5 protein-coding genes are annotated in these 13,255 nt (G+C 59.6%); 2 read left to right on the top strand and 3 right to left on the bottom strand.

Going from position 1 to position 13,255, the window contains the following annotated elements; genetic code table 11:
- Window positions 1–75 precede the first annotated feature (75 nt).
- Window positions 76–357 carry a type II toxin-antitoxin system RelE/ParE family toxin gene (locus M728_RS20085; RefSeq protein WP_026620356.1) on the top strand — a complete coding sequence of 94 codons (282 nt, stop codon included), beginning with the start codon at window positions 76–78 and terminating at the stop codon, window positions 355–357.
- Between the two features lie 28 nt (window positions 358–385).
- Window positions 386–685 (top strand): HigA family addiction module antitoxin, encoded by a 300-nt coding sequence (locus tag M728_RS20080; protein ID WP_026620357.1) that lies wholly within the window; start codon window positions 386–388, stop codon window positions 683–685.
- A 413-nt stretch (window positions 686–1,098) separates the two neighbouring features.
- Here the strand turns inward: M728_RS20080 and M728_RS20075 are convergent, their stop codons facing one another.
- The 3 genes from M728_RS20075 to M728_RS20065 all read right to left on the bottom strand — a co-directional run bounded on the left by M728_RS20075 (window position 1,099) and on the right by M728_RS20065 (window position 13,254).
- On the bottom strand, window positions 1,099–2,562 hold the full coding sequence (locus M728_RS20075) for an HlyD family type I secretion periplasmic adaptor subunit (protein WP_026620358.1): 1,464 nt from the start codon (window positions 2,560–2,562) through the stop codon (window positions 1,099–1,101).
- The gene (locus tag M728_RS20070) at window positions 2,559–4,754 is read right to left on the bottom strand and encodes a type I secretion system permease/ATPase (RefSeq protein WP_051440874.1); all 2,196 of its coding nucleotides are present in this window, start codon (window positions 4,752–4,754) and stop codon (window positions 2,559–2,561) included. Before M728_RS20070 ends, M728_RS20075 begins: the two co-directional genes overlap by 4 nt.
- 103 nt (window positions 4,755–4,857) lie before the next feature.
- Window positions 4,858–13,254 carry a hypothetical protein gene (locus tag M728_RS20065; protein ID WP_156943404.1) on the bottom strand — a complete coding sequence of 2,799 codons (8,397 nt, stop codon included), beginning with the start codon at window positions 13,252–13,254 and terminating at the stop codon, window positions 4,858–4,860.
- Between the last annotated feature and the right edge of the window lies 1 nt (window position 13,255).

Raw genomic sequence — 13,255 nt, 5'->3', positions numbered from 1 at the left:
TTGTATCGCGCGGTGATACATTTCGATTGACTCTCGCCTGTATCGCCGTATGATGCAAATTCAAAGTAGCCAGTTGTGATCCGCTCATTCAAGAACGCCAAAACCGAAGCGGTAGCCCAGGGCAAAGCGCCGAAGGGCTTCCCTTCGGACATTGTGAGATCCGCCGTTCGCAAGCTAAAAATCCTGAACAGTGCTGCCGCTCTCGACGATCTTCGCTCCCCGCCGGGAAATCGGCTTGAAGCGCTGAAGGGAGATAGAGAAGGCCAACATTCGATCCGCATCAATGATCAGTGGCGCATATGCTTCGTCTGGACGGATGCTGGCATCGAAGACGTCGAAATAGTCGACCACCATTGAACCGATGATAGCGCACTAGGAGCTTGAGGTGACCCATATCCTTCCCCCGGTCCATCCGGGCGAAATCCTTCGCGAAGAATATCTGCTCCCCCTGGAGATGAGCGCCGGCGCACTGGCGAAGAAGCTCAATGTTCCCAGGACCCGCATCGAGCGTATCGCGGCGGAGCAAACACCGATCACGACGGATACTGCCCTGCGCCTCGCCAGATATTTCCGCACAACGCCGGAATTCTGGATGAACATGCAGACCAGCTTCGACCTCAAGACAGAGGAAATCGCACTTCATGACGAATTGGAACTGATCCCGGAAATCGAGACGGCCGCATAGCTGGATCGTGCGCGCCCGCACTCCCCAATTAGCCTGGCTACGAGGGAACGCGCCAGACGCAAATACAAAACCTCTAGGCCGCAACTTCGTTTTGTCGAATGTCGGTGGTCGTTGGATTGGGGCTCTGACGACCTCGGCCTCCTAGCGGTTGAATGATACGCGCCAGAAAGCATTCGTTGCTGGGTCATTCGTCATCGACTTTTGCCAGCCGTTACGGAGTTCGTGCGCGCCGGCAGCAATCGGGTGGATCAGCAGCAGCCCTGCCAATGGGGCCAAAGATGCTTCTCGATCCATGAGATGCTCGCATTGACATGCTCTCCCTCCCCTGTTCCCGAACTCGTACGTCACCTGCCATGACGGAACCCACGCTTCTCGATATCTGGGTCGGTGCTATCGGGCTCCTACCATTGCTCTCACCTCTCCTTCATCGCTCCTGACGACACCTCGACAAGCGGAGAGAACAGGTATTCGAGGATGCGGCGTTGGCCGGTCTTGACCTCGACGGTGACGGCCATGCCCGGCGAGAGCGGCACGCGTTTGCCGTCGACAAGAATGTCGGTCTCGACAGGCTCGATGACGACGGCATAGACGAGATTTTGCATGCGTTGCGCATTGCTCAAGGGAACGGACGTCTGCAGGTTCGCCGAGGAGGTCTCCTCGACCTGTCGGGCGTCGGGCTCCGGGATTGCGTCCGTCGCGACGCGGATGACCTTGCCATGAAGAATACCATAGCGGGTGAACGGGAACGCCTCGACCTTGATCACGGCTTCCTGGCCCGCCTGAACGAAACCGATGTCGCGATTGGGCAGATAGGCCTCGATCTCGAGCTTTTCGCCTGCAGGAACAATTCGCATCAGTTCGGTGCCCGGTGACACCACCTGCCCGACGGTGGTGATTGCCGACGCCTGAACGACGCCCGCTTCCGGACTTCTGATTGTCATCGCGGCAAGCTTGCGGTTCGCCTTCGCCACCTCCTGCGTCACTTGGTCGGCCTCGCGTTGCGCTTCGGCAAGGCGTTGCATGTTCTCAGCGAGGAACTGACTGAACTGACTGACCCCTTCGCTCCTGATCACGTCGAGGGCAGTCTCAGCCTCCCGATACTCGCCTCGCTGCGTCGCCAGGTCACGTTCGGCCTCCTGCAGAGTTTCCTGGGCGTCGATCATCGCGGCCTTGCTGCCGGCCTCTGCGTCGACAAGTTTGCTCCGCATCGAAACCCGTTGCGCCAAGGTCGAGACAAAGACCTGCTGAGCGGCAATCGTGCCTGTTAGGCGATCGATCTCGGCGCGGCCCTTCCGATACTGTGCGCGAAGATTGGCGATAGTACCTTCAAGTTTCGAGAGTTCGGCCGTGTAGACCCGCCGCTCCCGCTCGGCAATCGCCTCGCTGGTCTGTTCGGCAAACGCGACCGAGCGGCTTGGCGGACCGTCGGTTGTGACCCAAATGTCCGTCGCCGCCCAGGCGTCGGCCGCATCGTTTTGCGCCTGCCTTCGGGCGATCTCGGCCTCGAGCGCGGCCAGACGAAGGAAGAGCGCCTGTTCCTCGGCCCTCGCCGTTGTCGGATCGAGCTCGATCAGAATGGCGCCCTTCTCCACCCGGGCACCATTGACGGCATTTGCGACGACGACCCGCCCCGGTTCCTCCGACTGAACAATCTTGACCCGCCCGATCGGCTGGATCTTGCCCTGAGCGGTTGCGACAATGTCGAACTTGCCCAAATAGGCCCATATCAGGCTCAGGCCAGCGAGCAGGCAAATTAGCCAGATCATCGCTGCGCGCACCGGTGACGCCGGTGTCTCCAGGATCTCGATCGCCGCCGGCAGGAATTCCTGGTCGGCCCGATTGATCGGCTTTTTGGGGCGTCGCTGATGGACGTTCATCGCGGCGCCTCCGCAACCACTTCGGCAATGCCGTTCTGCAACCGCGAGAGATGGGCATAGAGGCCGTCGGCGCGTGCCAACAGCTGATCATGCGTGCCAACCTCAACGATCCGTCCTTCCGCCATGCCGATGATGCGATTGCATGCCCGCACGGTGGCGAGCCGATGGGCTATAATGATCACCGTGCGCCCGCGAACGATCTGGCGCATATTGGCAAGCACGATGCGTTCGCTATCGTAGTCGAGCGCACTCGTCGCCTCATCGAGGATGAGGATCGGCGGGTTGGTCGATAGCGCTCTGGCGATCGCGATCCTCTGCCTCTGGCCACCGGAGAGGTTGGCGCCGCGCTCTTCGATCATCGTGTCGTAGCCGTTCGGCAGCTTGGCGATGAACTCGTCGGCGCCGGAGAGGCGGGCAAGGCGGATGATCGCTTCGCGCGACATTGCCGGATTGGAGAGCGCGATATTGTCGTGGATCGAGCGATTGAACAGCAGGTTCTCCTGCAGCACGACGCCGACATGCGAACGTAGCCAGGCCGGGTCGACCTGGGCGATGTCCTGGCCGTCGACGAAGACCTGACCGGAGTTCGGGATATAGAAACGCTGCATCAGTTTCGTCAGCGTCGATTTGCCGGAACCGGAAGGGCCGACGATGCCGATCACCTCCCCCGGGTGAATCTCGAGATTGATGGTCTTGAGGATTTCGGGACCATTCGGCGAATAGCGGAAGCCGACGTTCTTGAACGCGATGGCGCCTCGAGGCTTCGGCAATGCAACCGGCTGCAATGGGCGCGGCTCGGCCGGCGCATTTAGAATGTCGGCAAGGCGTGTGACCGAGATCTGCACCTGCTGGAAATCCTGCCAGAGCTGCGACAGACGCAGGATCGGCTGAGACACCTGTCCGGCGATCATGTTGAAGGCGACGAGCGCACCCACGCTCAAGCTTCCGTCGATGACGGCCTGCGCGCCCAGCATCAGGAGAGCAGCGCTGGTCAGCTTGTTGATATATTGGATGGCGTTCTGTCCCTTGGAAGCGAGCATCGTCGCCACGAAGGAGGAACGGACATAGGCGGCCAATCGCTCTTCCCATTGCGAGGCGACCACCGGTTCGATCGCCGACGCCTTCAAGGTCTGCATGCCGACCACGGATTCGACGAGCATCTGCTGGCTATACGCACCGCGGTCGAACTTCTCATCGATGCGCTCGCGCAGAAACGGCCGGATCAGGAAGCCGATGGCGACGTAGAACGGAATTGATGCCACGACCACCCAGGCGAGCGTCGTCGAATAGGCGAAGAGCACCGCGATGAAGACAAAAGTGAAGATGAAGTCGAGGCCGCTGAAGAGCCCCTGCCCGGTCAGGAACTCTCGGATCGTTTCGAGTTCGCGCATACGCGCAACAGTTTGGCCGGCGGCACGGGTCTCGAAATAGCTGAGCGGCAGGTTGAGCAGATGGCGAAAGAGGCGCCGCCCCAGTTCCACGTCGATGCGGCTCGTCGTGTGCGTCAGCGCGTAGGTGCGCAGATATTGAAGCACCACGTCGAACAGACCGATCGTGACGAGACCGACGACGAGAACCGTGAGCGTCGAATAGCTGCGGTGGGCCAACACCTTGTCGACAACCACCTGGAAGAACATCGGCGTTACCAGCGCGAACAGCTGGAGGAAGAGGCTCGCAAGCAGGACGTGGCCGAGTGAGCGCCGATAGCGCCAGATCGACGGCAGGAACCAGCGGAAACCAAATGTTGCCGCCGACGCACCGGCACCAAGAAACTTGCGCTGCATCAGGATGAAGTTCCCGCCCGTCAGCCGCAGCAGCTCGGAAGCGTCGATTTCGCGCGTCTCCATCGTCGCGGGATTGACCAAGCGCAATTGCCCGGACGAGGTCGCCCCGGCAAAGATGGCAAAGCCACCGTCTGCAAGGCAGGCGATCGCCGGCGTCGGCAGCCCCGAGAGCCGGGCCAGCGAAACGGCCGCCACGTGCCGCGCCTTGAGACCGATGAGTTTGGCCGCCCGCACCAGGTCGTCGGTCAGAGCCGGTTCGCTGAACGCCAACTGCTTGGCAATGACCTCCGCTTGAGCGGCGATGCGATAATAGCCGGCGACAAGGCACAGTGCCCTCAGACCGTTGTCCGTTTGCTGTTCGAGTTCGGGTATGGCCGCAGAATGGGACACGGCGGGCGTATTGTCCATGAGTGAAAGGCAGTCGTGTTTGAGGAACAGGCATAATCAAATTAAACTCGCCTGCCGCGACCATGAGGCGCGGGAGGCGCGAGGGCCACACAAACGACGGCCGCTAGGCGACGGTCGTCGCACCTGGGCGATAGGTGACGGTGGCATCTCCAACGAGCGCACGTGTTCCGTCGCCTTTCACGTAGCCACTCGTCCCGGTGATCGCCGAGCCGTCGGCAAACTGAAGCGCCCCTGCGGAAGACGGCACGAGCTCGATGAGGCTGATGTCAGCCTCCGCGAGCGTCCATAACTCCCCGGTGTCGGTAACACCGTTCTGGTTGGCGTCGCGCCAAATACGGAACTCGCTCCAACGCGCGTCACCTGCGTCGAGCTGATTGTTGTGGTTGGTGTCGAACACCAGGCGCAGGGCTTCCAGATCGGTGACGGCCTTCTGCTCACCCACGAGTTCGTCTTGAGTTTTCCACATCGTAAACGCCAGTTCCTTGGCCTGGTTGATCAAGCCATCGGACCCGGCGCTACCATCGGCGGCAAGATCTATCGCCAGCCAACCGTCGTCCGGTCCGACCCAGGCAGTTCCGTCGGCAATTCCGTCTCCGTCCCAATCGAAACGGGGGCCGCGTCCTTCGTCGAACTCAGCAGGTGAGAACATACGAAGATCGATGTGGTTGTCGCCGTTTAAGTCGAGGAGAACGGGTTGGCGGATGGCGGCATCAATCGCACCCTTGAGTGAGTTGGAATGGGCGGTAATCACGTCCACTGTGAAGTTGCCAACCAACGAGCTCGAAAGGTTTTCGGAGAAATCACCGATCGCAGTTTGGATCGGCCCGCCCGTATACGCCGCACTCTTCCAACCGAAGGTCAGTCGGCCGGCAAGCTTCGTCATCGTCCGGGCCGCTTGATCGCGGTTACCAACGCGAATGAACTCGGCCGCTTCTGCGGTGGAGGTCGTTACATCCTGAAGAAGGCCGGCAACGCCGTACACTGCGACCCTCGAAAGAGACTTGCTCATGACGGTGACGATTTTGGCCTCGACAGAAGCAGCGATGGCCGCGCCTTTTTGGTCCAGCGCTACCGCCCCAGCGAGTTCTTCGAAGGCGTCGAGCGCCGGTCCCCTGGCACCGTTTGTGACATCGCTGTTCGTCAATGCGACAAGCGTCGGACCTAGCCTGACGAGCTGGGCTCCGAGTGTTGTTTGCATTCTGCCATTCGACAAAATGGCCGCCCAGCGCAGCTCTGCGGCGCTCATTGTATAGTACTCTTCTAGCTGGTAGCGCCCGTAGAGGGCGAGATTGTCGAAGAACGCCTTCGTAGCCGCATCGGCAGCTTCCCGCGTCATATCAGCAGGTACGTGCGTGAACAGATCGCCCATCACCAAGCCCAAGCGTAGCTTGTGTGCCAGATGTTTGACTTGGTCGGCAGCGCGTTGGTTAGCCTGTCCGAGGCCGACCTGCCCAATCCTCTGAATTCTATCAGATTCAAGCTTGTCAAGGGCGGCCTTCAATCCCTCGGAGTAGGAGGACAGGGCAATGCCGCTGATCGGAGTCAGTTTTAACGTCTTGGACAGCGACGGATCCATCAGCAAGTAAATGGAATTGATCGGATCTTCGATGTTGAAGAGGCCGGCTTGCTGGAGGGTCACGATCAGGCCGTGGTTTGACCGCTGAAGTATATGGTAGGTCTGAACTTGTGGCTGATTAGAGGTGATTGGTAACGGCGAGTTGTCCGCATTAAATGCCGCTTGAGAAATGATGGTTCCACTCGGATCTCTCACCTCGACAAAACACGCCCAAGGCTGATTGTTGTTTACATCATACGTGGTCGTTTCTGTCCAATTGTCGTCATATCGATCCATCTGCCACTCGACGGCGCCAGCGCCGTTGATGCGTTGTTCGATATATGACCAGGGCTGGTTGTTGTTCACGTCCCAGTGCTTCACAAAGCGCGAATTGTTGGCCGCGTCATACTCGGTTCTGCTGGTCAGAACGCCTGCCGCCGAGAATACCTGCGCTTCGTAGAGCTGGCCGCCAGGCGAACGATAATAAAGGTCGGTCCTAGTACCGTTGTCGTGAAACTGCCGTTCCAGCGTCTTGACCCCCGCGGTATCGAAGGTCTGCTCGACGCGCGTCCATGCCTGTTGGTTCAGCGGATCGTGCAGCACGGTGCTCGTCCGCCCGCCCTGTGCGTCGTAGAGGGCCGTGGATGTCAACGCTCCGTTGGCGGCGAAGGTCCGCGACTCGTAGATCAAACCATCGGTTGCCCGATAGTAGAGCTCCGCGGTCGTTCCGTCGTCGAGGAACTGCTTCTCAAAGGTTTTCACGCCGGCCGTATCGAAGGTCTGCTCAACTCTCGACCATGTTTCGGAATTTGCCGGGTCATGGTGGGTGGCGCTACGGATGATGTCGAACGCATCGAACACCTGCGTCGCGCGAACCGCGCCCGTCGCCGCCACATAAGTGGTGCGCGTCGACGTTCCATTCGTCGCCCTCGTTTGCTCCTCAAGGGTGCGCCCAGCGCCGTCCACCGTTTTGCTGCGAAGGATGTTTCCGAACGGATCCACCGTGGTCTGGGCGCTCTTGGTGACCGTCCCGGCGTTTTCCCTGGTTATGGCCGTCCGTTCCACCGCGCCGCTGCCAAGCTTAGTCGTGGTCTCGACAAACTCGAAGAAGCCGTCATTGTTGCCGTCCCTCCTGAAGACGCTCACGACTCCGTCGTGGCTCATCTCATAGAGGCCGCGTGATTTCGCACTTCCGTCGCTGTTCGTCTCCACGACGGTCGTGATGACGCTGCCGTCGATCCGCGTTCTGGCATCCATCGAGACTTCAAAACGACCGTCGCCATCGACGTCAACCGAAGTCGTCTTGACGAGCCCGTCGGCGGAGGTTGTCGTTTGCGTCGCTGCTGGAACCATGTCGTTCCAGTAGGTTTCGTTGTTCAGTTTCTGATTGGACTTGCGCGCACTGGCATTGTTGGTCACCGACGTCTGTCGCACATCGGAGGCAAGGATCGTCTCGCGGACTGTCTGGTCGACTACGCCGTCGCCATCGACGTCGGTTGCTTCGACGTAGGTCTTGCCGTCGGCACTCGTGGATTTTGTGGTTTTCGAGCGGAGCTTGCCTGTGCTCAGGTCGGTCTCGGCAACGATGATTTCCCGGCTTCCATCAGCGTACAGTGCATTCTGCTGGACTTTCCGCGTGTCCGCGGTTCCGTCACCGTTCCTGTCAACCTCGATCACCGAAGACAAACCATCCGCGGCTTCCGTGGTTGTCATTCGGCCAATCATCGAACCGTTGGAGAAGTTCGTCACCGTGGAGACCCGGCGACCGTCGACAGTGGTCACGATCTGCTCGGCCTGATCAGATTGGCCATCGCCGTTGGTGTCATGGCCGATCTGCACGAGCCGCTTGTCGTCGGAAATGGTGGTCGTGACCCTTTCGACGAGTTGATTGGCCGCATTGCGAACGCTATCGACCTTGACCGTGCCGCCATCGGCCCGTTCACGTGATACGGAGACCGTCGTGCGTGACGCAACCCCCTCGATGCCCGAGACATCCTGGACCGTAACGGTCTTGCCGTCAGCGCTGGTCGTCGACGTCACGGTGGAGAGTACCGCGGCGTTTAACCCGGTGGATGCGACCGTGCGCGTGACGGTCCCGTCCGCATTCAGAGCCGTTGCATCGGTCTGCCGCTGATCAACTGATCCATCGCCATCAACGTCAAGCTGCCTGGAGGTGACGAGGCCGTTGGCGGAAACGGAGGTGGTGACGGTGCGGATACTCTGGCTATTCGCAAACTGCTGGTCGGTGGTGGTCCGAGAACCATCGGTATTGAGGACGGTCACCTTGTTCTGGCGGCGCGTGAACGTGCCCGCTCCCGTGTCGTCCCATTGCAGGTTTTCGATGAGCCCGTTTCCGCTGACCGAGGCGACCTCACGTCCCTTCAGGACCAAGGTACCATTCTCGCGGTTGCTGTAGTCGGTGGTGACGGTCGCGGTGCCATCAGCGGCAAAGGCGGTGCTCTTCGTCACCTGCGCATCGACCGTGCCGTTACCGTCGAAATCATAGGCGGTGGTCTTCGACAGGCCGTTGCCGCTGGTGTCGATCACCGTCTGTCGGGCAATGGCCTGGCCGTCGGCTGCGTAGTCCGACAGAACCTGATGTGTCGATCCGTTGTTGTAGAGTTGGGTCAGTGTGAACTGATCCGCGACAAAGTCGCCGTCGATGTCCTTAGTGACCGTAACGGTGCGCTTGTCGGCACTTGTCCATGTGCCGACATGGCTTTCTCGCGACCAGTCGGCATTGCGGAAATGGACGACGTCACGCTGGGTGGATCCGTCCTGATTGATGTTCGTTATGTCGTGATAGGCCCGCAGCGTGTTGTAGTTGCTGTCGGAGTAGAGCACTTCCTTAGTCAAACCATCGGTGCTGACGATCGTCTTCGTCCGCTCCTTCAAGGCCCAATTGCCGGAAAACTCGTCATCGACCCGCGTGGTCGAACCATCGGCGCCGATGGTTGTCTCACTCCTTCGATGCAGATCCCACCCGCTGTCGCCGTTGAATTCGATGCTCTTGGTCGTCGTCAGCCGGTTCGCCGATACGACCGTCAGGCTCGAACTCAACGCGGTTCCAGAACCGCTTCGCTCCGTTGCCGAGCGAGACCGTTCTCCGTTGTTATCGGTCCTCTCTTCGATCCACTGATCAATGACGCCGTTGCCATCTTCGTCGATCCCCTGACTGACCTGCTTGCCATCAGAGCTCGTGTTCGTTTCGGTGCGGGCGAGCAGACTTCCATTGGCAGCGTAGCTCTCGCTTGCATCATAGGTGGAGCCGTCGGCGTTGAGCGTTTTCCATTGGGTCGTCGTGTTGTCGATGACGCCGTCACCGTTGAGGTCAGATGCCGTGCGCGACGCCAAGCCGTTTGCGGATGTGGACACAGTCGTCCGCGAGGCGAGACTCGTGCCCACCATCGTCGACTGCGTTACACTCTTTGCGCCATTGTTTTCGATCACGGTTGACTTGGTAACGGTGTTGTCGATGACGCCGTCACCGTTAACGTCGGTCTCCTCAGTGACCGTAAGGCCGTTCCCACTCGTCGTCACGCTGCTTCGGTTCAGCCGCGATCCGTTTGCCGAGGATTTCGTGGTCATTACCGTGTTGCCGCCGTTGTTGTGCAGCATGGTGTGGACTTCGGTGGTGAAATCCATCGAGAGGTCGCCGTCTAGGTCGTCGAACTCCTGCTTGTAGAGGCCATTCCCGTCCGCGTAGGCGAATGTTCGTGAGATCAGCTGCCCGTTGTTGGCGTAGCTGCGGGTATCGGTCGTTACTCCGCCATCGGCCGCGATGGTGGTCGTTTCCCAGAAATTGGTCTGCCCGTCGCCGTCGGTATCCTTCTGAACGAATGTGTAGGAGCGGCTGGCGTTGATCGAGGTGGTATCGCGACTCAGAAGCGAGCCATTGCCACTGCGATTTTCCATTGTGATCAACTGACTGCCGTCGGCATTCAGTACCTTTGTGGTCGAGGCGTTTTGGTCGATCTGACCATCCCCGTTGACATCGGCTACAGTGGAGACCGTCAGACCATCCGCGCTGGTTGTTTCCACCGATCTCGAGATGAGGGTGTTGTTCTCGCTCCTCCTCTCGATCGAACGGGTCGATGTCCCGCCCGCGTTCCGGGTGGTCGTGTCAACGACAACCTCGTCAAAGACGTTGCGACCGTGCCGATCAACCTGCGTCGTATTCGACAAGCGATCGGCACTGGTGGACTTTACGGACCTGGACAACAAGGTGCCGTCAGCGCTCTGAACCGTTGTGGTCTCAGTCACGACGCCAGCTGCGTCGCGGGTTACGGCGACCACCTGGTCTGTCGCGCCGTCGCCATTCGTATCGCTGGTGATCGTGCCAACCAACCCATCGGCGGCGCGTTGCTCCACCGATTGCGACAGAAGCTTGCCGGATTGGGCGGTCGCCCGCATCGTCCGCGTCCGGGTGCCATCGGCCGCGATGACAGTCACGTCCGACGTCGATCGATCCGCCGTGCCATCGCCATTCTGGTCCGCCGCGCTGGTCTTCGTCAGACCGTCGGAGCTGACCGTCGTCGTGGCTCTGCCGAAGACGCTGCCTTCGCGGGCAAGCGAGGTTTCGACAACCGTGGTTGTGCCATTGCTGTCCCGGCTTGTTGACGACGTGGTCGTATAGTCGTTCAGGCCATCGCCGTCGGCATCGATGGTTTCGGTCCTCGAACGATTGTCAGCGTTTATCGTGATCTCCGCTCTCGACAGCAGATTCCCTTCCCCGCCGCGGACAGCATTCCGTTCGATCCGGCTGCCGTCCCCATTGTAGGTGGTGTCGGAGGTAACGCTGCGCTCGAAAAAGGAGTCGCCATTTGCGTCCTGGCCCACGGTGCGCGTCAATCGGTCAGCGCTATGCGAGGCAATCGTTTGCTTGATCAGCGTGCCGTCTTGGCCGAGCTCTTGCACGGTGATCGCGAGGGAATTGTCGCTGCCGGTGACCTGTGTCTCCCGCTCTGTCGTGTAACCGCCCCCACGCTCGTCGCGGGAAATCGTGATCGTCCTGCCGTCGCTGCTCTTCACCGTGCTTATGGTATCGATCAGAATGCCGCCGCCGTTGCGGTTGGTTTCCGTACGCGTCTGGCTGCCATCGCTGTTAATGACGGTGATATCGCTCAGAACCCTATCAATGACGCCGTCACCAACTTCGTCAAAGCGTGTGGTGATCGTCCGGCCATCCGCGTTGATCGTCCGCATGGTTTGGGACTGGAGTGTCCCATCCTTGGCATGAGCCGAGGTGGTCACCGTTTTGTTGCCGGCTTCGTCGGTAGAAGATGTCTCCGTTACCACATACCCGTTAGTGTCCACTGCGAGCGTCGCGGTGGCAGCGATGCCGGTGGAACCATCCGCGCGCGTGAACACAGTCTGGCCCTCGATTGAGGAACCGCCAGCAAAAGCGATCCGCGTCTTGTCGACCGTCAGATTGATGGATTGGATACCGAGTTCCGCTAACGTCTTCTGGCTTATGGTTCCGTCCGCGTTGGTGACCATGACCTTGAAGGCCGCCCACTGCGCGTCGCCGGCATCGAGCGTTCCGTTGCCGTTGGTGTCGAAGACCTGACGCAGCGCCTGCATATCGTTGTCGGCGGACGGATCCCAATCGGTAAAGACAACCTCCTTACGATCTGAGATCTTGCCATCGCTATCGATATCGATCATCAGGACGCCGTCACCAGCTCCGACCCACGCAGTCCGGTACTTGTACCCGTCGCCGCCGATATCGAGGAAAAGGTTTGAGTCCGATGTGTCGGAAATCGTGAAGCCGCCCCCATTCAGGTCCAGCAGAACGGGCACGCGACCCAGGCGGCCATTGTTGCCCTTGGTCCCGTTGCTATTGTAGCTTCCCGAGGACTTGCTTTTCGAACTGCTACTTGTCGATTTTGAACTGCTGGAACTCCTTGCGGCGGCGTTCCGTTCATCCCGCTCAGTGGGCGACAAGCCGCCGCTCGTTCTCCTTGAAGAGGACGAACTGGAAGACGTCTTCGCGCCACCGGAAGACGATGCGCCAATCGAAGTCGATTTTGAGCTGGGAGAACGGCGCTCAGACGGCGAATCCAAACCCCAACCCGCCTTCGCATAGGCGTTTTTTGCTGCCTTCTCATCGCGCGCTTCGAGGGAGAGAGCGCTCTTCGCATCCGCTTTCCGGCTGAGAGCCGCTATTCGCTGAGCCTCTTGGGCCCCTTCCGAAGGCGGTCGGGGACGGCTAGCCGCCGCTGCGCGCCGAGCAGCGCTCGCCTCGTCGCGCGCCTCCAACGAGGTGTCCGAAAAGCCTTTTTGAAAGTTCTGCTGTGTCACCGTACCGACGTAGCGGTAGCCGGTAAAATTCATTGTAACTTTCTCGTAGATCCCGAAGGGATTCGTACCCCTAACGAACAGCTCCGTTAAATCGTTCTGAAGCTGGCTGATATTCGCCGACTTGAAATCATAATTGTCAGGGGCGACGCCGTAGCCGAAACCAGTGATGGACACGCCGCGCGGGCTAACGTGAAACTTCGCTTGATCGACGATATCAACCCTATACGAGCCAACGGCCCACGCAACTTCGAACGACCTGAGTCTCCCGTTCCCGAAGCTCGACCCCCAATCATAAAGGTTGCCCGCTATGCTAAGATTGTAGCCAAGTCCTTTCAACTGGTCTGCTGAGTAGGTGCCGGTCTTGAGACCTGAGTTCCCGGCGAAGAAGTCTCGCACAAATCTGAAGTTGCTGGGAGAAAGATTGTTCATGTCGCGCCCTAGATTGGCGTCGACTACATTCTGGAAAAAATCCTCCGAACGAAACTGAACGGTGGCCGCCCTGCCACCACCGCCTTGCGTTTCCATGGCATAGCGGCTCGGCGCACCATACGAGTAGAAATGGTTCGCTACATTTATGTTAAAGTCTTGAAGATTTGCGCTCCATTCATTGCGCATGGCATCAATTAGCCGGAAACCAGACATT

Source organism: Ensifer sp. WSM1721 (assembly GCF_000513895.2).
Classification (GTDB): Bacteria; Pseudomonadota; Alphaproteobacteria; order Rhizobiales; family Rhizobiaceae; genus Sinorhizobium.
The sequence above is the reverse complement of the archived record's forward strand: the minus strand, read 5'-3'. Positions and strand labels throughout refer to the sequence as shown.